This is a genomic window from Mobilicoccus massiliensis, assembly GCF_000826525.2.
In the GTDB taxonomy this organism is placed as follows: domain Bacteria; phylum Actinomycetota; class Actinomycetes; order Actinomycetales; family Dermatophilaceae; genus Mobilicoccus; species Mobilicoccus massiliensis.
Genome location: NZ_LN651330.1, coordinates 626976 through 650161, shown reverse-complemented (window position 1 = coordinate 650161; position 23186 = coordinate 626976). Strand labels below are relative to the sequence as shown.

Below are 23186 nucleotides of genomic sequence, written 5' to 3'. Positions count from 1 at the left end.
CCCGCCGGCTCCCCGCGAGACGCTGCCGGCGTGAGCGACGACGCCGGATTGAGTGAGGGTCTCCACGAATCGGTGGTGACGAGGGCCTTGCTCGAGCGCCTCGCGCAGCAGGCGGAGCTCACGCCGACGATCGAGCCGGTCGATCCGGCGGACCAGGCGGACGTGCTCGCCCGGCATGTGGGGCGGGCGATCCTGCGGTCGCTCCGCTCCCCCGGTGACTCCGACGAGGCCGCGCGACTCGCCACGGTCCGGGAGGTCCTCGACCTCCTGCAGGCGAGCGACGAGATCCCGGAGGACGGAGTCCGTCGCCTGCTGGCCCTCACCCGCCCCATGGGCCCGAGGCGGCCTGCGGCGTATCCGCCCGGTGTGCGCCCGAGTACCCCTTTGGCCGACGTCGCCCTCCTCACGAACGCTCACGGCGATCCGAGCCTGGGCAGCGAGAGCAAGGCCGAGCTCGACACGTGCGACGGCGTCGATCTCATCTGCGCATTCGTCAAGTGGCACGGCATGCGCACCCTGGAGCAGCAGTTCGAACGGCTCCGCGAGCGCGGGGTCCCGTTCCGCGTCATCACGACGACGTACCTCGGCAGCACCGATCAGAAGGCCCTCGACCGCCTGGCCCGCGACTACGGCGCGCAGGTCCGGGTGCAGTACGACCCACGCCGCACCCGCCTGCACGCCAAGGGGTGGCTGTTCCGCCGGAACAGCGGGTTCGACACGGCGTACGTCGGCTCGTCCAACCTCACCGTCTCCGCGCTCGTCGACGGCGCCGAGTGGAACGTGCGGCTCTCGACGGCGACGCCCACGCTGCTCGAAAAGTTCGCCGCGACGTTCGAGACGTACTGGCACTCCGACGAGTACGCGCCGTACGACCCCGACGACGAGGCTGACCGCGAGCACCTGGCCCTCGCCCTGCGCGCCGCCGGTGGACAGACCCCCGCTTCGCTGCTCGTCTCGGGCCTGGACGTGCGGCCATACCCGCACCAGCAGGGCATCCTCGACGCGCTCGACGCCGAACGCACCCTGCACGACCGGCATCGCAACCTCGTCGTCGCGGCGACGGGCACCGGCAAGACGGTCGTCGCGGCCCTCGACTACCGCCGCCTCGCCTGCACCGCGCCCGCGGCGGACCGCCCCTCACTGCTGTTCGTGGCCCACCGCAAGGAGATCCTCGACCAGTCGCTGCGCACCTACCGCGAGGTCCTGGCCGACGGCACGTTCGGCGAGCTCTGGGTCGGTGGGCACGTCCCCACGCAGTGGAAGCACGTCTTCGCCAGCGTGCAGACCCTGGCCTCGCGGCTCGCCGGCCTGGAACCCGACGCGTTCGACGTCGTCGTCGTCGACGAGTTCCATCACGCCGAGGCCCCGACGTACCGCCGCCTGCTCGAGCACCTCGCGCCCCGGGAGCTCCTCGGCCTCACCGCGACGCCGGAACGCACCGACGGCACCGACGTCCGGGCCTGGTTCGACGGGCGCACCGCGGCCGAGATCCGTGTGTGGGACGCGATCGGCCAGAACCTCCTGTCGCCCTTCCACTACTTCGGCATCGCCGACGGCACCGACCTCACGAGCGTCGACTGGAGCGCGGGCCGCTACTCCGACGCCGCCCTCGATGCGCTGTACACCGGCAACGACGCACGCGCCCGCCTCGTGCTGCGGCAGGTGGAGGACAAGGTCACCGACCCGCACACCATGCGTGCACTGGGGTTCTGCGCCGGCATCGCACACGCGGAGTACATGGCGCAGGTCTTCCGCGCCCAGGGACTCGCCGCCGTCGCCGTCACCGGACAGACACCGCGCCTCGACCGTGAATCGGCCATCGCTGCTCTGCGTGCGGGGCGGATCCAGGCGATCTTCACCGCCGACCTCTTCAACGAGGGCGTCGACATCCCCGAGGTCGACACCGTCCTGTTCCTGCGCCCCACCGAGAGCGCCACCCTGTTCCTCCAGCAGCTCGGACGCGGCCTGCGCCTAGCGGAGGGCAAGGCGGTCCTGACCGCCCTCGACTTCGTCGGACACCACCGTGCCGAGTTCCGCGCCGACCTCCGGTTCCGCGCCCTCACCGGCGCACCCCGAGGGCGGCTGGCCCGCGACGTCGAGAAGGGCTTCCCGTTCCTGCCCTCCGGCTGCCAGATCGTCCTCGACCGGGTCGCCCAGGACGAGGTGCTGCGGAGTATACGTGCTCACGTCGCGGTGAGGTGGCCCCACCTTCGCGACGAACTCCGCGCCCGCCCCACCGACGATCTGCGTGCCTTCCTCACCGACGCGGGCATCGAGCTCCCCCAGGTGCTGCGCGGCACGAAATCCTGGACGACGTTGCGCCGAGAGGCAGGTCTGCTAACCGGCGACGCGACCCCGGTGGAGACGCGCCTCACCCGCCGAGTGCGCACGATGGCCCACGTCGACGATCCCGTTCGCGCGCAGACCTACGGCCGGGTCCTCACACAGGCGCCCCGTTACGACGAGCTCACCGACGTCGAGCAGCACCTCGCCCGCATGCTCTTCTTCTCGCTGTGGCCCGACGGCGGCGGATTCACCTCCTACGACGAAGGCCTCGAGGCGCTCCGGGCGGAATCCGTCCTCCGGGACGAACTTCGCCAGGTCGTCGACCTCACCTTCGACACGAGCCGTAGGCCCCTCGTCCCGTTGGAGGGGCCACTCGCGACGACCGGCCTCCAGGTCCACGCCCGCTACTCCCGCGAGGAGGTTCTCGCCGCCCTCGGCTACGGGACACTGCAGAAGAAACCGAGCTACTTCCAGGAGGGCGTGCTCCACACGACGGTCGGGGGTGCGGAGGTCGACGCGTTCTTCGTCACGCTCACGAAATCCGAGGCCGACTACTCCCCCTCGACGCTCTACCGCGACTACCCCATCAGCCCGACCCTCTTCCACTGGGAGTCGCAGTCGACCACCCGCGCCGAGTCGCCCACCGGACAGCGGTATCGCGACGGCAGGAGCACCGTTCTGCTCTTCGTCCGCCACGAACGACAGGGCGAGTTCGGCACGGAGCCGTACACGTTCCTCGGCCCCGCGACGTATGTGGGCCACACCGGCGAGAAGCCGATGGCGATCACGTGGCGGCTCGCCCACGCGATGCCGTCCGACCTCTACGCCGCCTCCGCCGTCGCCCTCTGACCCTGCCGGGGAAGGACTGTCGGACCAGCGTGTCACGGTGGGTTCCGGATCCACCGAGGGTCGGTGGCCCACGGTGAGGACGGGCCGCTGGGCAGGTTGGAGAACAAGGTCGCGGTGATCACGGGCGCGGCGAGTCTCCTCTAGCTCGCCTACGGCACCGCCAAGGCCGCCGTCATCCGTATGACGCAGTACATCGCCACCCAGTACGGCCTCAGACACGTCCGCTGCAACGCCGTCGCACCAGGCGCGATCATGACGCCCGCCCTGCGCGACAACCTCGACACCGACATGATCGACCAGATCCGCAGCCACAACGTCCTGCCCTTCATCGGCGACCCCGAGGACATCGCCCACGCGATGCTCTTCCTCGCCTCCGTCGAATCCCGATACGTCACCGGCCAGGTCCTCACCGTCGACGGCGGCATGAGCAGCCACGGCTCCATCGCCGAGGACCGCCGCGCGATGCTCCCCCGACCGACGTGGCCGGGGGTCGCCTCACTCCCCCGGCAGGGTGCGGATCGCCCTCGCCGTGCGGGCCCTCGCCGCGAGGTCCGCGTCGCTCGGGTACGTGACCTCCTCGAGGCACAACCCGTGCGCCGGCATCACCGTGACGCCCGGGTCCCGCTCGGCACGCTCCTGCACCTGCGCCGGCCACTCCACGGGCCGACGCCCCTCACCCACGGGCACGACCGCCCCGACGAGAGCCCGCACCATCGAGTGGCAGAACGCGTCGGCGACGACCGTCCCCACGACGAGATGCCCCTCACGCCGCCACGAGTACTCGAGCAGCGTCCGCACCGTCGTCGCCCCCTCCCGCCGCTTGCAGAACGCCGCGAACTCCCGCAGCCCGCACAACGACCGCGCGGCCACGTCCATCGCGTCGACGTCGAGGGGACGCCGCACCGTCACGGTGTCGCGCCGCCGCAACGGATCGAGGAGTTCGGGGGCGTCGCAGATGCGGTAGGAGTACCGGCGCGTGAGTGCGGAGAACCGTGCGTCGAAGTCCTCCGCCACCACCCGCGCACGCCGCACGACGACGTCGCCCGGCAGAACGCCTGCGAGGCGCCGCACCGCAGCGGCCTCCGGGGCAGGATCCGACCGTCCGGGCAGCGCGTTCCACGCCTCCTCCTCGACGTCGACGTGAGCGACCGCCCCCCGCGCGTGGACACCCGCGTCGGTGCGTCCCGCGACCGTGAGCGACGGGGCCGGGTCGGCCCGGAGGATGCGCCCGAGCGCGGCAGACAGCTCCCCCTCGACCGTGCGCAGGCCCGGCTGGGCCGCCCAGCCGGAGAAGTCCGTACCGTCGTAGGCGAAGTCGAGACGGACGCGCACGTCAGACGATCGGGTGCGGCGGCAGCGCGGCACCGCGACGGATCCAGAACGGCGTCGGACGCGTCCCCGACGGCGTGGCCCCCTCGGACGCGACGTCCGCGGAGGATCCCAGCGTCTTCCAGACGTATTCCGACACCTTGCGCGCCCGCGTGACGCCCGACTCCATCGAGCCGTTGTCGTAGCTGAGGATCGCGAGCGTGTAGTCACGCCCGTCGCCCTTGACGCTGCCGATGCTGTTGATGCGCCACCCGTGCGGCTCGAGCGGCAGCCACCCGTTCTTCACGGCGACGCTCGTCCCCTTGGGCACGCTGCCCACGCCCCACCGCTGCTCGGGCGTGACCCGCCCCATGAGCTCGAGGATGTACGCGCGGTCGCGCTTCTCGAGGTGCGGCGTCCCGTCGACGAGCTTGTCCATGAGGAGACGCTGATCGGCCGCGCTGGTCGTCGTCGTCCCCCACGCGCCCTTGACCTTCGTCCGGGTCATGCCGAGATCGTCTGCGGTGCGCTGCACGGCCGCACGCCCACCTGCCTGCGAGAACAGCGACGTCGTCGCGTCGTTGTCGCTGTACCGGATCATCCGCTCGGCGAGGGCCCGCTGCTTCGAGGACAGACCCCGCCCGTCCTCGCGTCGCTCCCCGACGATCGTCGTGAGCACGAGGACCTTGACGATGCTCGCCGTCGTGTTTTGGAACCCGCCGTTGTACGTGTACGTCTCCCCCGTGCGGCGGTCGCGCACCGAGAACGACACGTCGTCCGCGCCCTTGCCGAGCATCCTCGCGACGTCACGGTCGGAGAAGGACGGGCTCTTACGGTCGGAGGCGGCGGGTGCAGCAGACGCGTTCTCGGGGCCGGGCGGGACCGCGGACGCCGACGGAACGGCCACCGCGGGGGCGCACGCCATCGCGGCGGCAACGACACCACCGACGACACCCGCCCTACGGCAGGCCCACCACGCACCCATCACGCTCTCCCGTCACCCGTCCAGTTGCTCTCAGCTTAGTCCTCTCCCCCGCGCCCATCGGACGTCGTCGAACCCATCCGCGCCCGCCCGACGGTCGGCTCGCTCACACAGGCACGTCCGCCTCCACGACGGGAGGCGCGAACCCCTCGCCGCCCCACCGCCACACGCTCCCGGACCACCGCAGGAGCCCCGGACACGGCCCCGCACACGCGACAGCGGCGCACCTCCGGGGAACCGGAGATGCGCCGCTGTCGGCGACGGGGTACGTCAGGCCTTGTCGGCGTCCGACGCGGCGGCCTCGGCCGCCTCGTCGGTGACGCCCTCGCCCTCGGCGGGGACCTCGGCGCCAGCGGGACCCTCGGCCACGGGGGCCTCGGCAATCTCCGGCTCCACGGCCTCGGTGGTGTTCTCGTCGGTGCTCACGGCAGCCTCCTCGGCGGAACGGTCGGCGGCGGAGCGCTTGGTGGCGGCCTCCGCCTCCTTGACCGTGGCCTGCTTGGGCGAGTACGGCTCGCGGACGAGCTCGATGACGGCCATGGGCGCGTTGTCACCCTTGCGGTTGCCGACCTTGGTGATGCGGGTGTAGCCGCCGGGACGCTCGGCCATTGCGGGCGCGATCTCGGTGAAGAGGACGTGCACGACGCCCTTGTCACGGATGACGGTCATGACGCGGCGGCGGCTGTGGAGGTCGCCGCGCTTGGCGAACGTGATGAGCCGCTCGGCGAGGGGGCGCAGGCGCTTGGCCTTGGCCTCGGTCGTCTGGATGCGGCCGTGCTCGAAGAGCGCGGTGGCGAGGTTCGCGAGCATGAGGCGCTCGTGAGCCGGGCCACCTCCGAGGCGGGGTCCCTTGGTGGGCGTAGGCATGTGTGTCTCCTGTGGTGGTCGCTGACCGATCCGGCCCGTGCCGGCCAGTCACTGATCGGTCAGTACTGCTCGTCCTCGACGAATGCGTTGTCGTCGTCCTCGTCGTAGCGATCGGCGATGGCGGCGGGGTCGAATCCGGGGGGGCTGTCCTTGAGCGCGAGGCCCATGCCGACGAGCTTGGCCTTGACCTCGTCGATGGACTTGGCGCCGAAGTTGCGGATGTCGAGGAGGTCGGCTTCGCTGCGGCCGACGAGTTCGCCCACGGTGTGGATGCCTTCGCGCTTGAGGCAGTTGTAGGACCGGACGGTGAGGTCGAGGTCTTCGATGGGCAGCGCGAGGTCGGCGGCGAGGGCGGCGTCGGTGGGCGAGGGGCCCATGTCGACGCCTTCGGCCTCGACGTTGAGCTCGCGGGCGAGGCCGAAGAGCTCGACGAGGGTCTTGCCGGCGGAGGCGAGGGCGTCGCGGGGAGCCATGGAGTTCTTGGTCTCGACGTCGACGACGAGCTTGTCGAAGTCGGTGCGCTGCTCGACTCGCGTGGCCTCGACCTTGTAGGTGACGGCGAGGACGGGCGAGTAGATGGAGTCGACGGGGATGCGCCCGATCTCGTGGTCGCCGGCCTTGTTCTGGGAGGCGGAGACGTACCCGCGGCCGCGTTCGACCGTGAGTTCCATCTCGATCTTGCCCTTGTCGTTGAGCGTGGCGATGGGGAGGTCGGGGTTGTGCACCTCGACGCCGGCGGGCGGGGCGATGTCGGCCGCGGTGACGGGGCCGGGGCCCTGCTTGCGCAGGTACATGACGACGGGCTCGTCGTGCTCGCTGGAGACGACGAGTCCCTTGATGTTGAGGATGATCTCGGTGACGTCCTCCTTGACCCCGGGGATCGTGGAGAACTCGTGGAGCACGCCGTCGATGCGGATGCTCGTGACGGAGGCGCCGGGGATGCTCGAGAGGAGCGTGCGGCGCAGGGAGTTACCGAGGGTGTATCCGAAGCCGGGCTCGAGGGGTTCGATGATGAACCGGGAGCGCGCCGGGGAGATGACCTCTTCGGAGAGGACGGGACGCTGTGCGATGAGCACGAGATTCTTCCTTCCCGCGAGCAACCGCTATTTGATGCTCGCGAAACAACTGTCGGCTGTCGCCGACTCCCGTGGGTGTCTCTGTCCACACCCGCAGGAAAACCGCAGTGACCGTAGCCACCGAGGTGAGGCCGCGGCCGATCACACCGCCGAATCCATCATGCGGCAGTGACCACGCCAGCGGCCGAAGCCAACGCCGCGCTGCGCGCGGCAGCCCGCTGCACCACGACCACTGACCCGCCGCGGCGACCCACCGCGCTGCCCGCGGTGACCCACCGCTGCAACCGCCGGTCGGGCTCGCTGTGAGGTGTTTCCCCGGCGAAGCCGGGGAAACACCTCACAGCCCGAGAATCCGCCGAGCGAAGCGAGGCCTGGATTCTCGGAACAACAACTCGCCTCCGCGAAGCGGAGTCCGACCGGGCCCGCAAGGGCTCGGTCCCGCTTCGCGGGAAGATCAGTTCTTCGAGTACAGCTCGACGATGAGCTGTTCGGTGAGAACGGAGTCGATCTGTTCGCGGACGGGGAGGCTGTGGATGAGGATCTGGAGGGTTCCGGGGACGACCTTCATCCAGGCGGGGACGGGGCGTTCGCCGTAGGTCTGGCGGGCGAGTTCCATGGGGAACGTGTCGCGGGACTTGGGGCGGATGTCGATGATGTCGTACTGACTGACGCGGTAGCTGGGCACGTCGACGCGGACGCCGTTGACGAGGAAGTGACCGTGGGTCACGAGCTGTCGGGCGGCGCGGCGGGTGCGGGCGAGGCCGGCACGGTAGATCACGTTGTCGAGGCGGGACTCGAGGATCTGGAGGAGGACTTCACCGGTCTTGCCGGGTCGGCGGACGGCCTCCTCGTAGTAGTTGCGGAACTGCTTCTCCATGACGCCGTAGGTGAAGCGGGCCTTCTGCTTCTCCTGGAGCTGGAGGAGGTATTCCTTCTCCTGGATGCGGCCGCGGCCGTGCTGTCCGGGAGGGAAGGGGCGGTTCTCGAAGTTCTTGTCGCCGCCGACGAGGTCGGTCTTGAGGCGACGGGACTTCTTGGTGATGGGTCCGGTGTAGCGAGCCATGTGTGTTCGGTCCTCTCGTTCGCTCAGACGCGACGGCGCTTGGGGGGGCGGACGCCGTTGTGCGGCATGGGCGTGACGTCGCTGATGGCGCCGACTTCGAGGCCGGTGGCGGTGAGCGAGCGGATGGCGGTCTCGCGTCCGGAGCCGGGGCCCTTGACGAAGACGTCGACCTTGCGCATGCCGTGTTCCATCGCGCGGCGGGCGGCGGCGGCGGCGGCCATCTGGGCGGCGAACGGGGTGGACTTGCGGGAGCCCTTGAAGCCGACCTGGCCTGCGGAGGCCCAGGAGATCACGGCGCCGGTGGGGTCGGTGATGGAGACGATCGTGTTGTTGAACGTGCTCTTGATGTGTGCGTGGCCGTGGGAGACGTTCTTCTTCTCCTTGCGGCGCACCTTCTTGGCGCCGCCGGCCGTCCTGCTCTTGGGAGGCATGTGATGACTTCTCTTCCTACGAAAACTTCGGTGACCGCGCGCTTCGCGCGCAAAGCTGTCGGCACTTGCCGCAGCGGATCTGGACCGGCCGGGGCTGCGTCAGCAGCTCGAGAAACCGTCGAGCAAAACGACCTTGGATTCTCGAAACAGACAAGGCGTCGCGGCGAAGCCGCGGCCATGCCTTTCCCGTGAGTGATCGAGCGGCCTAGGGCCGATCGATCACTTACCGGCCTTCTTCTTGCCCGCGACGGTGCGCTTGGGGCCCTTGCGGGTGCGCGCGTTGGTCTTGGTGCGCTGCCCGCGGACGGGGAGGCCTCGACGGTGGCGCAGGCCCTGGTAGCTGCCGATCTCGACCTTGCGGCGGATGTCGGCGGCGACCTCGCGGCGGAGGTCTCCCTCGGTCTGCAGGTTCTCGTCGATGTAGTCGCGCAGCTTGACGAGGTCCTGCTCGTTCAGGTCGCGGACTCGGGTGGCGGGGTCGACGCCGGTGGCGGCGACGGCCTCCTTCGCGCGGGTGCGGCCCACGCCGAAGATGTAGGTGAGTGCGATCTCGACGCGCTTTTCGCGCGGGAGGTCGACTCCGGCAATACGTGCCATGTGGGTGGTTCTCCTGTTGTCGCTCGGAGGTCTGGGGCCTCACCGTTCCGGGTTCGCGCGTGGCGTCCGGTCCCCGGCCTCCGAGCCGGGGGTGACGTCCGGACCGTGGTCCGGGGCCGGGTGAAGCGTGAGTGCTGTCTCGCGTCGAGGATCAGCGGGTGGTGCGTGGTGGTGGATCAGCCCTGGCGCTGCTTGTGGCGCAGGTTGTCGCAGATCACCATGACCCGACCGTTGCGGCGGATCACCTTGCACTTGTCGCAGATCTTCTTGACGCTGGGCTGAACCTTCATGTGCCTGCCGTCTTCAGATCGTTCTCGATCACGGGTGGTGCACAACTGCGCGCCGCCCACGAAGGAGGGTTGTTCGGCACCACCGGCGGATGCCGGCGGTGATTTCTCAGCGGTAACGGAAAACGATGCGGCCGCGGGTGAGGTCGTAAGGGCTGAGCTCCACCACCACGCGGTCCTCGGGGAGGATCCGGATGTAGTGCTGACGCATCTTCCCGGAGATGTGAGCAAGGACCTTGTGGCCGTTGCTCAGCTCCACGCGGAACATCGCGTTGGGCAGGGCTTCGACGATCGTGCCCTCGATCTCGATGACGCCGTCCTTCTTGGCCATATCCTCCGCATTCCCTGAACACCCCCGAAGGGGTTGAGCGTGTTCCTGCCGACGGGCGGCAGGCCCCACCATGGAGGTGAGGAGTCAGATCGTCGGCGCCGCCCACCGCCGCGCGCGCGGGTTCTCACTCCCGCAGGGCGCGAACGCATGACGACACGACTGACCGACTGTCAAGTCTAGGACACTCTGCGTGCCCGGCGCCAATCGCACTGGTCGGCCGTCTGCGTCGAACGGCTGTGTGCCGCGGGGGCATCGTTCACGGTGTGTCGAGTCCTTGCCGGCATGTTCAGAAGGGCGCGCCGCAGGGAAAGCCGCGCCGCTCGAGTTCGGCTCGACCTCCGTCGAGGGCGGTGAGCACCCAGGGGCCGTACGGAGTGGCCGCGACGGTGTGCTCGACGTGGACACCGCGCGAACCGTCCGTCGTGACGACCGTCCACCCGTCGCTCATCACGTGGCCCTGATCCGTTCCCAGGGTGACCATCGGTTCGATGGCGACCGTGGCACCGGCGCGGATCTTCGGCCCACGCCCGCGGACGCACACGTTCGGCACTCCGGGCGACTCGTGCATCTCACGACCGATCCCGTGGCCTTCGTAGCCGTCGAGGATGCCGTACTCCTCGGTGCGACCCGACTCCGGCAGCCCGTCCCACAGTCGCGTCTGGATCGCCGCGCCGATGTCGAAGAGACGCCCACCGACCCGGAAGGCGTCGATCCCCCACCACAGCGCGTCGGTGGCGTCGGCGAGCAGTTGACGGTCCTCGGGTCGGGCCGCGTCCTCACCACCGACGACGACGGTGATGGCGGCGTCACCGTGCCAGCCCTCGACCGACGCGCCGCAGTCGATGCTCACGAGGTCGCCGTCGACGAGGCGACGCTCCCCCGGGATGCCGTGGACGATCTGCTCGTTCACGCTCACACACAGGGTGTGCCGGTACCCGGGCACATCGGGGAACGAGGGCAGTGCGCCCCGCTCACGGATGAACGCATTCGCGCGGGCATCCAGGTCGGCGGTCGACTCCCCCGCGCGGATCGTCTCCGTGAGCATGGCCAGCGTCTCGGCCACGACGACGCCGGCCACGCGCATCGCGCCGACCTGCTCGGGTGTGCGGGCAGGCAACCGCTCACGCGAAGGGAACGACCACACGCTCAGGAGCCCAGTGCGGCGAACAGACGCTGGGTGACCTCGTCGATGTCACCCATGCCGTCGACCTCGACGAGCAGACCGCGGTCGCGGTACACCTTCGACAGCGGCGCCGTCTCCTCGGCGTAGACCCGCATGCGTTCGCGGATGACCTCTTCGGTGTCGTCCGCGCGCCCCTCGATCTCGGCGCGCTTGAGCAGCCGAGACACGACCTCGTCGACGTCGACGGTGAGTTCGAGGACCTTGTCGAGGGCGTGACCCGAACGCTCGAGCATCTCGTCGAGCGCGCGCACCTGGTCGGTCGTGCGCGGATACCCGTCGAGGAGGAAACCCTCGACCGCGTCGGGCTCGCGCAGGCGCATCTCCACGATCGAGTTGGTGATGTCGTCGGGCACGTACTTGCCCGCGGCGAGGAGCTCCTTGACCTTGACCCCGAGCTCGGTGGCGTTGCGGATGTTGGCGCGGAAGATGTCGCCCGTGGAGATCGCCGGGATCGAGTACTGCTCGGCGATACGGGTGGCCTGGGTGCCCTTCCCTGCTCCGGGGGGGCCGAGGATGATGAGTCGCATCAGCGGAGAAACCCTTCGTAGTGGCGCTGCTGCAGCTGCGACTCGATCTGCTTCACCGTCTCGAGGCCCACGCCCACCATGATGAGGATCGAGGTGCCACCGAAGGGGAAGTCCATGGTGGCGCCCAGAGCCGCGATGGCGATGAGCGGGATGAGCGAGATGAGCGCGAGGTAGGTCGCTCCCACCACGATGATGCGGTTGAGTACGTAGCTGAGGTACTCAACCGTAGGCCGACCGGCCCTGATCCCGGGGATGAAGCCCCCGTACTTCTTCATGTTGTCGGCCACATCGTTGGGGTTGAACGAGATGGAGACGTAGAAGAACGTGAAGAAGACGATGAGGACGATGTACGTCGCCATGTAGATGGGGTGATCGCCCCGCGTGAGGTTCTGCGAGATCCACGTGACCCATGCCGGCGGGTGGGGATTGCCCTGCTGGAACTGCACCGCGAGCCCGGGCAGCGCGAGCATCGAGCTCGCGAAGATCACCGGGATGACGCCGGCCTGGTTGACCTTGAGCGGGATGTAGGTCGAGGTGCCGCCGTACATGCGTCGCCCGATCATGCGCTTGGCGTACTGCACCGGGATGCGCCGCTGGCACTGCTCGACGAACACGACCGCGGCGATGATGAACAGCCCCAGGAGGATGACGAGGAAGAACACGTCCCACTTGCCGTCCCGCTGCTGGATGGCGAGCAGGGAGGCGGGGAAGCCCGCGACGATCGAGGTGAAGATGAGCAGGGACATGCCGTTGCCGACGCCCTTCTCGGTGATGAGCTCACCCATCCACATGATGAGGCCGGTACCGGCGGTCATCGTCAGCACGATGAGCGACAGGGTCGTCCAGTTCTCGTCGACGAGGACGCTCTCACAGCCGCCGCCGAAGAGGGCCTCGGGATTGCGGGCGAACGTCACGAACGTCGAACTCTGCAGCAGCGCCAGACCGATCGTCAGATAACGCGTGTACTGCGTCATCTTGGCCTGCCCCGACTGGCCCTCGTTCTTGAGGGTCTCGAAGCGAGGGATGACCACCGTGAGGAGCTGGATGATGATGCTCGCGGTGATGTACGGCATGATGCCGAGCGCGAAGATCGACAGCTGCAGCATCGCGCCACCACTGAAGAGGTTGGCCATGCCGAGGAACTGGTTGCTGTTCGCCCCGCCCGTCTGCACGCACTGCTGCACGTCGGTGTAGCTGACACCGGGGGTAGGGATGAACGAGCCGATGCGGAAGATCGCCATCACCATCAGGGTGAAGAGGATCTTGCGGCGTAGGTCCGGCGTTCTGAACGCACGGACGAGCGCGGTGAGCACTGGTTTAACCCTCCCGGGGGTGCGGGGCGCGAACGGCGATGCCGCGGCACCGGCCCCAATATCGGTCGAACACAAGAGAACAGGGCTTGCGAACCCCCTCGAAAACGATAGCACCCCGCGACCGGCCGGACCGGCACGCGGGGTGCTGTCGTTATGCATCCATGCAGCTCAGAGGGTTGCTCAGAGCTCGGTGACCGAGCCTCCAGCGGCCTCGATCTTCGACTTCGCCGAACCGGAGAACCGGTGGGCGGAGACGTTGACCGGCACGGAGATCTCGCCCTGGCCGAGCACCTTGACGAGGTGCCCCTTGCGCACGGCGCCCTTCTCCACGAGAGCGTCGACGGTGACGTCGCCGCCCTGGGGGAACAGGGACTCGATCTTGTCCAGGTTCACGACCTGGTACTCGGTGCGGAACGGGTTGGTGAAGCCGCGCAGCTTCGGAAGACGCATGTGCAGCGGCATCTGGCCGCCCTCGAAGCGCTCCGGAACCTGGTAGCGGGCCTTCGTGCCCTTGGTGCCGCGACCGGCGGTCTTGCCCTTGCTGCCCTCACCGCGACCGACGCGCGTACGCGGGGTCTTGGCACCGGGAGCGGGGCGAAGGTGGTGGACCTTGAGCGCGTGGCTCTTGGCCGCGCCCTCGGTCGTCTCGGTGGCCTTGGTCTCGTCGGCCATGTCAGTCAACCTCCTCCACGGCGACGAGGTGCGTCACGGTGCGGATCATCCCGCGGATCTCGGGACGGTCCTCCTTGACGACGACGTCGCCGATGCGCTTGAGACCGAGCGAGCGCAGCGTGTCGCGCTGGTTCTGCTTGCCGCCGATCTCGGAACGGGTCTGGGTCACCTTGAGCTGAGCCATCAGGCGTTCACCCCCGCGGCGCGGGCGCGCAGCATGGCGGCCGGGGCGACGTCCTCGAGCGGCAGGCCACGGCGGGCGGCCACGGCCTCGGGCTGCTCGAGCTCCTTGAGCGCCTGCACCGTCGCGTGGACGATGTTGATGGCGTTCTGGGAGCCGAGGGACTTGCTCAGCACGTCGTGCACGCCGGCGCACTCCAGCACGGCGCGCACCGGGCCACCGGCGATGACACCGGTACCGGGCGACGCCGGACGCAGGAGCACGACGCCGGCAGCGGCCTCGCCCTGGACGGGGTGCGGAATGGTGCCCTGGATGCGCGGGACGCGGAAGAAGGCCTTCTTGGCCTCCTCGACGCCCTTGGCGATCGCGGCGGGCACCTCCTTGGCCTTGCCGTAGCCGACGCCGACGGTGCCGTCACCGTCGCCGACGACGACGAGGGCGGTGAAGCTGAAGCGACGACCACCCTTGACGACCTTGGAGACGCGGTTGATCGTGACGACCCGCTCCAGGTACTGGTTGCGCTCGTCGTCGCGGCCGCCGCGACGGTTGTCGCCACGGTTGTCGCGACCGCCGCGACGCTCGTTGCGGGTGTCGTTGCTCGCGCCGGCGGAGTCGCCGGCGCCGGTGCCTCGGCGCTGGGGTCCAGCCATCAGACGTTCCTCTTCTTCTCGTTGCGGGTCGACATCGCGGTCACAGCGACAGACCTCCCTCTCGGGCGCCCTCGGCAATCGCCGCGACGCGACCGTGGTACCTGTTGCCGCCGCGGTCGAAGACGACGGACTCGACGCCGGCGTCCTTCGCCCGCTGGGCGACGAGCTCGCCGACCTTGCGGGCCTTGGCGGTCTTGTCGCCGTCGAGGCCGCGCAGGTCCGGCTCCATCGTGGAGGCGGAGGCCAGCGTGCGGCCCTCGGCGTCGTCGACGATCTGGACGAAGACGTGGCGCGAGGAGCGCGTCACCACGAGACGCGGACGCGCCGCGGTGCCCGTGATGCGCTTGCGCAGACGGAAGTGGCGGCGGCCACGTGCCGCGGCCTTGCTCTTGCCGCGCTTGATCGTGAGTGCCATTACTTACCAGCCTTTCCGACCTTGCGGCGAATGTGCTCGCCCGCGTACCGCACGCCCTTGCCCTTGTACGGGTCGGGCTTGCGCAGCTTGCGGATGTTCGCAGCGGTCTCACCGACGAGCTGCTTGTCGATGCCCTGGATCGCGAACTTGGTGGGGCCCTCGACCGTGAACGTGATGCCGGCGGGGGCCTCGACAGTGATGTGGTGGCTGTACCCGAGCGCGAACTCGAGGCTGCCGCCCTTGTTCACCACGCGGTAACCGGTGCCGAAGATCTCCATCTTCTTCTCGTACCCCTGGGTGACGCCCTCGACCATGTTGGAGATGAGCGTGCGGGTGAGACCGTGGAGCGAACGCGATTCGCGCTCGTCGTTCGGGCGGGTCACGGCGATGGCGCCGTCGTCCTCACGAGCGACGCGGATGGGCTCGGCCACGGTGAGCGCGAGCTCGCCCTTGGGGCCCTTGACCGTGACGGCCTGGCCGTCGATGTTCACGTCGACGCCGGAGGGCACGGTGATGGGGAGTCGTCCGATTCGGGACATGTCTGGTCTCCTCTCTACTTCGCCGGATTACCAGACGTAGGCGAGGACTTCCCCACCCACACCCTTGTTGGCGGCCTGCTTGTCGGTCAGGAGGCCGGAGGACGTGGAGATGATCGCCACGCCCAGACCACCGAGGACCTTGGGCAGGTTGGTCGACTTCGCGTAGACGCGGAGTCCGGGCTTGGACACGCGCCGCACGCCCGCGATGGAACGCTCGCGGTTGGGGCCGTACTTGAGGTCGATGGTCAGCGTCTTGCCGACCTCGGCGTCCTCGACGTTCCAACCCGCGATGTAACCCTCGGCTGCGAGGATCTCCGCGATGTTGGACTTGAGCTTCGAATACGGCATGGACACCGCGTCGTGGTGCGCCGAGTTGGCGTTACGCACGCGGGTGAGCATGTCCGCGATGGGGTCTGTCATCGTCATTTTGGGCTTCTCCGCCCTTCCTCACCGCGGTTTCTCCCGCACCTGCTGTGCGGCAGACCTTCGGTGTAGAAGTGTTGAAAGTGGACGAGCTGTTACCAGCTGCTCTTGGTGACGCCGGGCAGCTCACCACGGTGAGCCATCTCGCGCAGGCAGACTCGGCAGAGACCGAACTTGCGGTACACCGAGTGGGGACGGCCGCACCGCTGGCAGCGGGTGTAGGCGCGAACCTTGAACTTCGGCTTGCGGTTGGCCTTGTTGATCAGTGCGGTCTTGGCCACGGTCAGTTCTCCTTGAACGGGAATCCGAGGTGACGCAGCAGGGCGCGGCCCTCGGCGTCGTTGGTCGCCGTCGTGACCACGGTGATGTCCATACCGCGCACGTGGTCGATCTTGTCCTGGTCGATCTCGTGGAACATGGACTGCTCGTTGAGACCGAAGGTGTAGTTGCCGCGCCCGTCGAACTGCTTGGGCGAGAGGCCGCGGAAGTCGCGGATGCGGGGCAGCGCGACCGTGACGAGCCGGTCGAGGAACTCCCACATGCGCTCGCCACGGAGCGTGGTGTGGGCACCGATCGGCATGCCCTCGCGCAGCTTGAACTGGGCGATGGACTTGCGGGCCTTGGTAACGACCGGCTTCTGGCCGGTGATGGCGGTGAGGTCGCGGACGGCGCCTTCGATGCGCTTGCTGTCCTTGGCGGCCTCGCCGACACCCATGTTGACGACGACCTTGACGACGCCGGGGATCTGCATGACGTTGCCGTAGCCGAACTCGTCCTGCAGCTTGCCCTTGATCTCGTCGCGGTACTTGAGGCGAAGGCGCGCCTCGGGAGTCTGCGTCGTGGTGGTGTCGGTCATCAGAGGTCCTTCCCGGAGCGCACGGCGACGCGGATGCGCTGCGTCTTGGTCTTGCCGTTGCGCTCGACCGTCTCGACTCGCGTGCGGATCCGGGTCGGCTTCTTGGTCTCGGGGTCGACGATGGCCACGTTGCTGACGTGGATCGGGGCCTCGACCTCGACGATGCCGCCGGCGCCACGCTGGCTGGCGCGGGTGTGCTTCGTCACGCGGTTGATGCCCTCGACGAGCACGCGCTGGGTCTCGGGGTAGACCTCGATGACCTTGCCCTGCTTGCCTCGGTCGCCGCCCTTGTCCTGCTTGCGGCCGGAGATGACCTGAACGAGGTCACCCTTCTTGATCTTCATCTTGGCCATGGGTTACAGCACCTCCGGGGCCAGCGAGATGATCTTCATGAACTTCTTGTCGCGCAGCTCGCGGCCCACGGGGCCGAAGATGCGGGTGCCGCGCGGGTCGCCGTCGTTCTTGAGGATGACGGCGGCGTTCTCGTCGAACCGGATGTAGGAGCCGTCGGGACGACGGCGTTCCTTCTTGGTGCGCACGATGACGGCCTTGACGACGTCACCCTTCTTGACGTTCCCGCCCGGGATGGCGTCCTTCACGGCGGCGACGATGACGTCACCGATGCCGGCGTATCGCCGGCCGGAGCCACCGAGCACGCGGATGCACAAGATCTCCTTGGCTCCGGTGTTGTCGGCGACGCGAAGTCGCGACTCCTGCTGGATCACTTCTCACTCCTGTCGTCGCGCCGGTTCTCAGTCGGGGTCTCCCCCGGTGAGCCTTGCGGAACTTACTGGCCGGCGAACCGACCGATGTCTGTTTGGAGACGCCGGCCGAGGAACGAACCTCGGCCCCGACCCCGCCGGCGAGGCCGGCCCGGGAAACCGTCGAGCGAAGCGAACTTGGTTTCCCGGATCCAAAGAATCGTCGCGGCGAAGCCGCGCCCGAGCCTTTGGGGGGCCCGTGAGGGGCGCAGCCCCCCACGCGTTCTTACTTGGCGCGCTCCACGATGCGCACGAGGCGCCACCGCTTGGAGGCGGACAGCGGACGCGTCTCCATGATGAGGACGCGGTCGCCGATACCGGCCTCGTTGTTCTCGTCGTGAGCCTTGAGGCGGCTGGTGCGTCGCATGACCTTGCCGTAGAGGGCGTGCTTCACGCGGTCTTCGACCTCGACGACGATGGTCTTGTCCATCTTGTCGCTGACGACGTAGCCGCGCGCGGTCTTGCGGAAGTTGCGCTGGTCGCCGGCGTCGACCGTCTGGTCGGTCACGGTGTTCTCCTCCGGTGTCGTGGTCATTCTCAGCTCGCCACCTTCGGGCCGCCGATGTTGAGCTCGCGCTCGCGCATGATCGTGTAGATGCGCGCGATGTCCTTGCGGACGGCGCGGAGGCGGCTGTTGTTCTCGAGCTGGCCGGTGGCGGACTGGAACCGCAGGTTGAACAGTTCGCCCTTGGCCTTCTTGAGTTCGTCGGCGAGCTTCTCGTCGGACATTTCGCGGATCGCGTCCGCTGCCAGGTCCTTCGCCATCAGTTGTCACCACCCTCACGTGCGATGAAGCGGCACTTCATGGGGAGCTTGTGGGCGGCGAGTCGCATCGCCTCGCGGGCGACCTCCTCGCTGACGCCGGAGAGCTCGAACATGACGCGGCCGGGCTTGACGTTGGCCACCCACCATTCGGGCGAGCCCTTACCGGAACCCATGCGGGTCTCGGCGGGCTTCTTGGTGAGCGGGCGGTCGGGGTAGATGTTGATCCAGACCTTTCCGCCACGCTTGATGTAGCGCGTCATCGCGATACGGGCGGATTCGATCTGGCGGTTGGTCACGTAGGCGGGGGTGAGCGCCTGGAGGCCGTAGTCGCCGAAGGCGATCGTGGTGCCGCCCTTGGCCATGCCGCGCCGCGTCGGGTGGTGCTGCTTGCGGTGCTTGACTCGACGGGGAATCAACATCAGGACTCAGCTCCCTCGGTGGCGGGGGCGCCGGACGTCACGGCCGTCTCGCTCCCACCGGTGCTCTCGGTGCGGGCACCACCGCGTGCGCCACGGTCGCCGCGGTCGCCGCCGGGACGACGTCCGCGCGAGGGACGGTCGCCGCGGTCTCCGCGGGGACCGCCGCGTCCGGCGCGTCCGGGAGCAGCGGCCTGCTGGGCCGCGAGCTCCTTGGCGGTGAGGTCGCCCTTGTAGATCCAGACCTTCACGCCGATGCGGCCGAAGGTGGTGCGGGCCTCGTAGAACCCGTAGTCGATGTTCGCGCGGAGGGTGTGCAGCGGCACGCGACCCTCGCGGTAGAACTCCGAGCGGCTCATCTCGGCGCCGCCGAGGCGGCCGGAGCACTGCACCCGGATGCCCTTGGCGCCGGCGCGCAGCGAGGACTGCATGCCCTTGCGCATGGCGCGACGGAACGACACACGGGCCGAGAGCTGCTCGGCGATGCCCTGCGCGACGAGCTGGGCGTCGAGCTCGGGGTTCTTGACCTCGAGGATGTTGAGCTGCACCTGCTTGCCGGTGAGCTTCTCGAGCTCACCGCGGATGCGGTCGGCCTCGGCGCCGCGGCGGCCGATGACGATGCCCGGACGCGCGGTGTGGATGTCGACGCGCACGCGGTCACGGGTGCGCTCGATCTCGACGCGGCTGATGCCAGCGCGCTCCATGCCCGTGGACATGAGCTTGCGGATCGCCACGTCCTCCTTGACGTAGTCGCGGTAGCGCTGGCCGGCCTTGGTGCTGTCGGCGAACCACCGGGACTTGTGGTCCGTGGTGATGCCGAGGCGGAAGCCGTTCGGGTTGACCTTCTGACCCATCAGCGAACGCCTCCTGTGGTCGTCTCGGGCTGGCTGACGTGCACGGTGATGTGGCTCGTGCGCTTGTTGATGCGGTAGGCGCGGCCCTGAGCCCGCGGCTGGAACCGCTTCATCGTCGGGCCCTCGTCGACGTAGGCGCTGCTGACGACGAGCTCGCGTTCGTCGAACGGCAGCGACTCGCGCTCGGCCTTCTGGCGAGCGTTCGCGATGGCGCTGGCGAGGACCTTGTACACCGGCTCACTGGCCGACTGCGGCGCGAACTGCAGCACCGCGAGAGCCTCGGGGGCCTGCTTGCCGCGGATGAGGTTCACGACGCGGCGGGCCTTCATCGGCGTGACGCGCACGCCGCGGGCCTGTGCCCTGGCTTCCACTGTCACGACCTCCTCCTGCGTGTTCTGGGACTTCGTACCGGCCATCAGCGACGACGACCCTTCTTGTCGTCCTTCACGTGACCCTTGAAGGTGCGCGTCGGAGCGAACTCGCCGAGCTTGTGCCCGACCATCGCCTCGGTGACGAACACCGGCACGTGCTTGCGGCCGTCGTGGACGGCAAAGGTGTGGCCGAGGAAGTCGGGCGCGATGACCGACCGGCGCGACCAGGTCTTGATGACGTTCTTGCTGCCCGCTTCGTTCTGGGCGTCCACCTTCTTCTGAAGGTGGTCGTCGATGAAGGGGCCCTTCTTCAGGCTGCGAGGCATATCAGCGGGCTCCTATCAGCGCTTCTTGCCAGTACGACGGCGACGAACGATGAGCTTGTCGCTCTCCTTGTTGGGGCGCCGAGTGCGTCCCTCGGGCTGACCCCACGGGCTGACGGGGTGACGTCCACCGGACGTGCGGCCCTCACCACCACCGTGCGGGTGGTCCACCGGGTTCATGACGACACCGCGGACGGTCGGGCGCTTGCCCTTCCAACGCATGCGGCCGGCCTTGCCCCAGTTGATGTTGCTCTGCTCGGCGTTGCCCACCTCGCCGATCGTCGCGCGGCAGCGGACGTCGACGTTGCGGATCTCACCGGAGGGCATACGCAGCTGGGCGTAGCGGCCCTCCTTGGCGACGAGCTGCACGCGCGAGCCGGCCGAACGGGCGATCTTCGCCCCGCCACCGGGGCGCAGCTCGATGGCGTGGATGACCGTACCGACGGGGATGTTGCGCATCGGCAGGTTGTTGCCCGGCTTGATGTCGGCGGACGGACCGTTCTCGACGACGTCACCCTGCTTGAGGCGGTTGGGCGCGATGATGTAGCGCTTCTCGCCGTCGGCGTAGTGCAGCAGCGCGATGCGGGCGGTGCGGTTGGGGTCGTACTCGATGTGAGCGACCTTGGCCGGGATGCCGTCCTTGTCGTGGCGACGGAAGTCGATGACGCGGTAGGCGCGCTTGTGGCCCCCGCCGATGTGACGGGTGGTGATGCGGCCCTGGTTGTTACGACCACCGGACTTGGCGAGCGGGCGCACCAGCGACTTCTCCGGCTGGCTGCGCGTCACCTCGACGAAGTCGGCGACGCTGCTCCCGCGACGCCCCGGCGTCGTCGGCTTGTACTTGCGGATACCCATGAGATCAGTTCTCCCTTAGCGATTCGATCGGCTCGCCGGGCGCGCTCAGCGCGCTCCGCCGAAGACGTCGATCGAGCCTTCCTTGAGGGTGACGATGGCGCGCTTGGTGTCCTTGCGCTTGCCCGTCCCGAACCGGGTCCGACGAGTCTTGCCGGGGCGGTTCAACGTGTTGACGGAGGCAACCTTGACCTTGAAGATCTCTTCGATCGCGATCTTGATCTCGGTCTTGTTGGCCCGGGGGTCGACGAGGAAGGTGTACTTCCCCTCGTCCATCAGCGTGTACGACTTCTCCGAGACGACCGGCGCGAGCAGGACGTCGCGGGGGTCCTTGTTCAGGGCGCTCACTTGGCGGCCTCCTTGGACGTGGCGGCGGCGACGAACGCCTCGAAGGCGTCCTCGGTGAACACGACGTCGTCGGCGCAGAGCACGTCGTACGTGTTGAGCTGGTCGGCGAACAGCACGTGCACGGACGGCAGGTTGCGCACCGAGAGCATCGACGCCTCGTCGCCGCGGTTGACGACGACGAGCTGGTTGGTGCGCTCGGTGAGCGCGGCCATGAGCTTGGCGGCGCCGCGGGTCGACGGGGCGTCACCCTCGACGAGGCCGGTGATGACGTGCACCCGGTCGTGACGGGCGCGGTCGGAGAGGGCGCCACGCAGGGCGGCGGCCTTCATCTTCTTGGGGGTGCGCTGACCGTAGTCGCGCGGCTGCGGACCGTGGACCGTGGCACCGCCGGCGAACTGCGGCGCGCGGATCGAACCCTGGCGGGCGCGGCCGGTGCCCTTCTGGCGGTACGGCTTGCGGCCACCGCCTCGGACCTCCGAGCGCGTCTTGGTGGCGTGCGTGCCCTGGCGAGCCGCGGCGAGCTGGGCCACGACGACCTGGTGGATCAGCGGCACGTTGGTCTGCACGTCGAAGATCTCGGCGGGCAGCTCGACGGAACGGCCGGCGGCTGCGCCGGTGTTGTCGCGGACGTCGATCGTCGTCATGTCACGCTCCCTTCACAGCGGTGCGGACGAGCACGACGGCGCCACGGGGGCCGGGAACGGCGCCCTTGACCAGCAGGAGACCCTGCTCGGCGTCGACCGCGTGGATCTGCAGGTTCTGGGTCGTCTGGCGCACGCCGCCCATGCGGCCGGCCATGCGGTGACCCTTGAAGACGCGGCCGGGCGTGGCGCAGGCGCCGATCGAACCGGGCTTGCGGTGGTTGCGGTGCGCACCGTGAGAGGCGCTCACGCCGGCGAAGCCGTGACGCTTCATGACACCGGCGAAGCCCTTGCCCTTGGTGCGGCCGACGACGTCGACGCGCTGGCCGGCCTCGAAGGACTCGGCGGTGATCTCCTGGCCGGCCGTGAACGACCCGGCCTCGGAGGTGCGGAGTTCGACGAGGTGACGACGCGGTGTGACACCGGCCTTCTCGAAGTGGCCGGACATCGGCTGGTTCACCTTGCGCGGGTCGATGGCGCCGAAGGCGATCTGCACGGCGTTGTAGCCGTCGACGTCGCCGGTGCGGACCTGCGTGACGACGCAGGGGCCGGCCTTGATGACGGTCACGGGCACGAGGCGGTTGTCGGCGTCCCAGACCTGGGTCATGCCGAGCTTCTCGCCCAGAACGCCGGTGACGGCGCGCTCGGTCTTGGAAGAAATGCTCATGTGCGCTGCCCTCAGAGCTTGATCTCGATGTTGACGTCCGCCGGCAGGTCGAGACGCATCAGCGAGTCGACGGCCTTCGGCGTCGGGTCCACGATGTCGATGAGGCGCTTGTGCGTGCGCATCTCGAAGTGCTCGCGGCTGTCCTTGTACTTGTGGGGCGACCGGATGACGACGAAGACGTTCTTCTCCGTCGGCAGCGGCACGGGGCCGACCACGGTCGCGCCCGCGCGGGTCACCGTGTCGACGATCTTGCGCGCGGAGGAGTCGATGACCTCGTGGTCGTACGACTTCAACCGGATGCGGATCTTCTGTCCCGCCATCGTCGTTACGTCTCTCTTCCTGATCGTTCCAC

General features: G+C 68.7%; 35 protein-coding genes and 1 pseudogene. 3 read left to right on the top strand and 33 right to left on the bottom strand.

Translation table 11 applies throughout. The features are described from left to right. Positions 1–48: 48 nt before the first annotated feature. Positions 49–3135 (top strand): DEAD/DEAH box helicase, encoded by a 3087-nt coding sequence (locus BN1197_RS12775; protein ID WP_040160375.1) that lies wholly within the window; start codon positions 49–51, stop codon positions 3133–3135. Between the two features lie 159 nt (positions 3136–3294). Then, positions 3295–3552, top strand: a pseudogene (locus tag BN1197_RS18125) (SDR family oxidoreductase); the annotation flags it as partial. A gap of 78 nt (positions 3553–3630) precedes the next feature. On the opposite strand, the gene truA reads toward BN1197_RS18125, so the two are convergent. The 4 genes from truA to BN1197_RS12750 form a co-directional block, all read right to left on the bottom strand. Beyond that, on the bottom strand, positions 3631–4467 hold the full coding sequence (gene truA, locus BN1197_RS12765) for a tRNA pseudouridine(38-40) synthase TruA (RefSeq protein ID WP_040160373.1): 837 nt from the start codon (positions 4465–4467) through the stop codon (positions 3631–3633). A gap of 1 nt (position 4468) precedes the next feature. Next, positions 4469–5428, bottom strand: coding sequence for a serine hydrolase (locus tag BN1197_RS12760; RefSeq protein WP_082043870.1), 960 nt, complete (start codon positions 5426–5428; stop codon positions 4469–4471). Positions 5429–5695: 267 nt separating this feature from the next. Continuing rightward, positions 5696–6292 (bottom strand): 50S ribosomal protein L17, encoded by a 597-nt coding sequence (gene rplQ / locus BN1197_RS12755; protein WP_040160234.1) that lies wholly within the window; start codon positions 6290–6292, stop codon positions 5696–5698. A 59-nt stretch (positions 6293–6351) separates the two neighbouring features. Continuing rightward, positions 6352–7368 carry a DNA-directed RNA polymerase subunit alpha gene (locus BN1197_RS12750; protein ID WP_040160233.1) on the bottom strand — a complete coding sequence of 339 codons (1017 nt, stop codon included), beginning with the start codon at positions 7366–7368 and terminating at the stop codon, positions 6352–6354. Positions 7369–7536: 168 nt separating this feature from the next. On the opposite strand from BN1197_RS12750, the gene BN1197_RS17415 reads away from it, so the two are divergent. Continuing rightward, positions 7537–7674 (top strand): hypothetical protein, encoded by a 138-nt coding sequence (locus tag BN1197_RS17415; RefSeq protein ID WP_176489754.1) that lies wholly within the window; start codon positions 7537–7539, stop codon positions 7672–7674. Between the two features lie 148 nt (positions 7675–7822). Here BN1197_RS17415 and rpsD read toward each other — a convergent pair whose 3' ends face one another. The 29 genes from rpsD to rpsJ all read right to left on the bottom strand — a co-directional run bounded on the left by rpsD (position 7823) and on the right by rpsJ (position 23154). Next, on the bottom strand, positions 7823–8431 hold the full coding sequence (gene rpsD, locus BN1197_RS12745; RefSeq protein WP_040160229.1) for a 30S ribosomal protein S4: 609 nt from the start codon (positions 8429–8431) through the stop codon (positions 7823–7825). A 23-nt stretch (positions 8432–8454) separates the two neighbouring features. Beyond that, a complete protein-coding gene (gene rpsK / locus BN1197_RS12740; protein ID WP_040160227.1) occupies positions 8455–8862 on the bottom strand; it encodes a 30S ribosomal protein S11 in 408 nt (135 codons plus the stop codon). Between the two features lie 219 nt (positions 8863–9081). Continuing rightward, positions 9082–9459 carry a 30S ribosomal protein S13 gene (gene rpsM / locus BN1197_RS12735; RefSeq protein ID WP_040160226.1) on the bottom strand — a complete coding sequence of 126 codons (378 nt, stop codon included), beginning with the start codon at positions 9457–9459 and terminating at the stop codon, positions 9082–9084. 176 nt (positions 9460–9635) lie between these two features. Continuing rightward, positions 9636–9749: a 50S ribosomal protein L36 gene (gene rpmJ, locus BN1197_RS12730; protein ID WP_007928044.1), complete on the bottom strand. Its 114-nt coding sequence runs from the start codon at positions 9747–9749 to the stop codon at positions 9636–9638. Positions 9750–9855: 106 nt separating this feature from the next. Beyond that, a complete protein-coding gene (gene infA, locus BN1197_RS12725; protein WP_013493543.1) occupies positions 9856–10077 on the bottom strand; it encodes a translation initiation factor IF-1 in 222 nt (73 codons plus the stop codon). Between the two features lie 286 nt (positions 10078–10363). Continuing rightward, positions 10364–11194, bottom strand: a complete 831-nt coding sequence (gene map, locus BN1197_RS12720; protein ID WP_261795957.1) for a type I methionyl aminopeptidase — start codon at positions 11192–11194, stop codon at positions 10364–10366. A gap of 29 nt (positions 11195–11223) precedes the next feature. Further along, positions 11224–11787 (bottom strand): adenylate kinase, encoded by a 564-nt coding sequence (locus BN1197_RS12715; RefSeq protein WP_040160211.1) that lies wholly within the window; start codon positions 11785–11787, stop codon positions 11224–11226. Further along, positions 11787–13100: a preprotein translocase subunit SecY gene (gene secY, locus BN1197_RS12710; RefSeq protein WP_040160210.1), complete on the bottom strand. Its 1314-nt coding sequence runs from the start codon at positions 13098–13100 to the stop codon at positions 11787–11789. The genes BN1197_RS12715 and secY overlap by 1 nt, the downstream gene beginning before the upstream one ends. A gap of 180 nt (positions 13101–13280) precedes the next feature. Next, entirely contained in the window at positions 13281–13772 is a 492-nt protein-coding gene (gene rplO / locus BN1197_RS12705; RefSeq protein ID WP_040160208.1) for a 50S ribosomal protein L15, read from the bottom strand. A 1-nt stretch (position 13773) separates the two neighbouring features. Next, complete coding sequence (rpmD, locus tag BN1197_RS12700) at positions 13774–13956, bottom strand: 50S ribosomal protein L30 (RefSeq protein WP_040160206.1); 183 nt, start codon at positions 13954–13956, stop codon at positions 13774–13776. After that, the gene (rpsE, locus tag BN1197_RS12695) at positions 13956–14603 is read right to left on the bottom strand and encodes a 30S ribosomal protein S5 (protein ID WP_040160203.1); all 648 of its coding nucleotides are present in this window, start codon (positions 14601–14603) and stop codon (positions 13956–13958) included. Before rpsE ends, rpmD begins: the two co-directional genes overlap by 1 nt. Positions 14604–14643: 40 nt before the next feature. Further along, positions 14644–15018: a 50S ribosomal protein L18 gene (gene rplR / locus BN1197_RS12690; protein ID WP_040160201.1), complete on the bottom strand. Its 375-nt coding sequence runs from the start codon at positions 15016–15018 to the stop codon at positions 14644–14646. Continuing rightward, entirely contained in the window at positions 15018–15557 is a 540-nt protein-coding gene (gene rplF / locus BN1197_RS12685; protein WP_040160199.1) for a 50S ribosomal protein L6, read from the bottom strand. Before rplF ends, rplR begins: the two co-directional genes overlap by 1 nt. A 27-nt stretch (positions 15558–15584) precedes the next feature. Next, positions 15585–15983: a 30S ribosomal protein S8 gene (gene rpsH, locus BN1197_RS12680; RefSeq protein ID WP_040160197.1), complete on the bottom strand. Its 399-nt coding sequence runs from the start codon at positions 15981–15983 to the stop codon at positions 15585–15587. Between the two features lie 92 nt (positions 15984–16075). Then, positions 16076–16261, bottom strand: coding sequence for a type Z 30S ribosomal protein S14 (locus tag BN1197_RS12675; protein WP_040160195.1), 186 nt, complete (start codon positions 16259–16261; stop codon positions 16076–16078). A 2-nt stretch (positions 16262–16263) separates the two neighbouring features. Further along, positions 16264–16836 (bottom strand): 50S ribosomal protein L5, encoded by a 573-nt coding sequence (gene rplE / locus BN1197_RS12670; protein WP_040160194.1) that lies wholly within the window; start codon positions 16834–16836, stop codon positions 16264–16266. Beyond that, entirely contained in the window at positions 16836–17189 is a 354-nt protein-coding gene (rplX, locus tag BN1197_RS12665; protein WP_040160192.1) for a 50S ribosomal protein L24, read from the bottom strand. Before rplX ends, rplE begins: the two co-directional genes overlap by 1 nt. A 3-nt stretch (positions 17190–17192) precedes the next feature. Continuing rightward, on the bottom strand, positions 17193–17561 hold the full coding sequence (rplN, locus tag BN1197_RS12660) for a 50S ribosomal protein L14 (RefSeq protein ID WP_040160190.1): 369 nt from the start codon (positions 17559–17561) through the stop codon (positions 17193–17195). Between the two features lie 262 nt (positions 17562–17823). Continuing rightward, a complete protein-coding gene (gene rpsQ / locus BN1197_RS12655; RefSeq protein WP_052466680.1) occupies positions 17824–18132 on the bottom strand; it encodes a 30S ribosomal protein S17 in 309 nt (102 codons plus the stop codon). Positions 18133–18134: 2 nt separating this feature from the next. Then, entirely contained in the window at positions 18135–18362 is a 228-nt protein-coding gene (gene rpmC / locus BN1197_RS12650; protein WP_040160189.1) for a 50S ribosomal protein L29, read from the bottom strand. After that, positions 18362–18781, bottom strand: coding sequence for a 50S ribosomal protein L16 (gene rplP, locus BN1197_RS12645; RefSeq protein WP_040160186.1), 420 nt, complete (start codon positions 18779–18781; stop codon positions 18362–18364). The genes rpmC and rplP overlap by 1 nt, the downstream gene beginning before the upstream one ends. Further along, positions 18781–19632, bottom strand: coding sequence for a 30S ribosomal protein S3 (gene rpsC, locus BN1197_RS12640; protein WP_040160184.1), 852 nt, complete (start codon positions 19630–19632; stop codon positions 18781–18783). Before rpsC ends, rplP begins: the two co-directional genes overlap by 1 nt. Continuing rightward, positions 19632–20003 carry a 50S ribosomal protein L22 gene (gene rplV, locus BN1197_RS12635; protein ID WP_040160364.1) on the bottom strand — a complete coding sequence of 124 codons (372 nt, stop codon included), beginning with the start codon at positions 20001–20003 and terminating at the stop codon, positions 19632–19634. Before rplV ends, rpsC begins: the two co-directional genes overlap by 1 nt. A 44-nt stretch (positions 20004–20047) precedes the next feature. Continuing rightward, positions 20048–20329 (bottom strand): 30S ribosomal protein S19, encoded by a 282-nt coding sequence (rpsS, locus tag BN1197_RS12630; RefSeq protein WP_040160182.1) that lies wholly within the window; start codon positions 20327–20329, stop codon positions 20048–20050. A 15-nt stretch (positions 20330–20344) separates the two neighbouring features. Continuing rightward, positions 20345–21181 carry a 50S ribosomal protein L2 gene (gene rplB, locus BN1197_RS12625; protein ID WP_040160181.1) on the bottom strand — a complete coding sequence of 279 codons (837 nt, stop codon included), beginning with the start codon at positions 21179–21181 and terminating at the stop codon, positions 20345–20347. Between the two features lie 45 nt (positions 21182–21226). Continuing rightward, positions 21227–21526, bottom strand: coding sequence for a 50S ribosomal protein L23 (rplW, locus tag BN1197_RS12620; protein ID WP_040160179.1), 300 nt, complete (start codon positions 21524–21526; stop codon positions 21227–21229). Further along, a complete protein-coding gene (rplD, locus tag BN1197_RS12615) occupies positions 21523–22170 on the bottom strand; it encodes a 50S ribosomal protein L4 (RefSeq protein WP_040160176.1) in 648 nt (215 codons plus the stop codon). Before rplD ends, rplW begins: the two co-directional genes overlap by 4 nt. A 1-nt stretch (position 22171) precedes the next feature. Then, complete coding sequence (gene rplC, locus BN1197_RS12610; RefSeq protein WP_040160174.1) at positions 22172–22834, bottom strand: 50S ribosomal protein L3; 663 nt, start codon at positions 22832–22834, stop codon at positions 22172–22174. 11 nt (positions 22835–22845) lie between these two features. After that, positions 22846–23154 (bottom strand): 30S ribosomal protein S10, encoded by a 309-nt coding sequence (gene rpsJ, locus BN1197_RS12605; RefSeq protein ID WP_006502853.1) that lies wholly within the window; start codon positions 23152–23154, stop codon positions 22846–22848. Positions 23155–23186 lie beyond the last annotated feature (32 nt).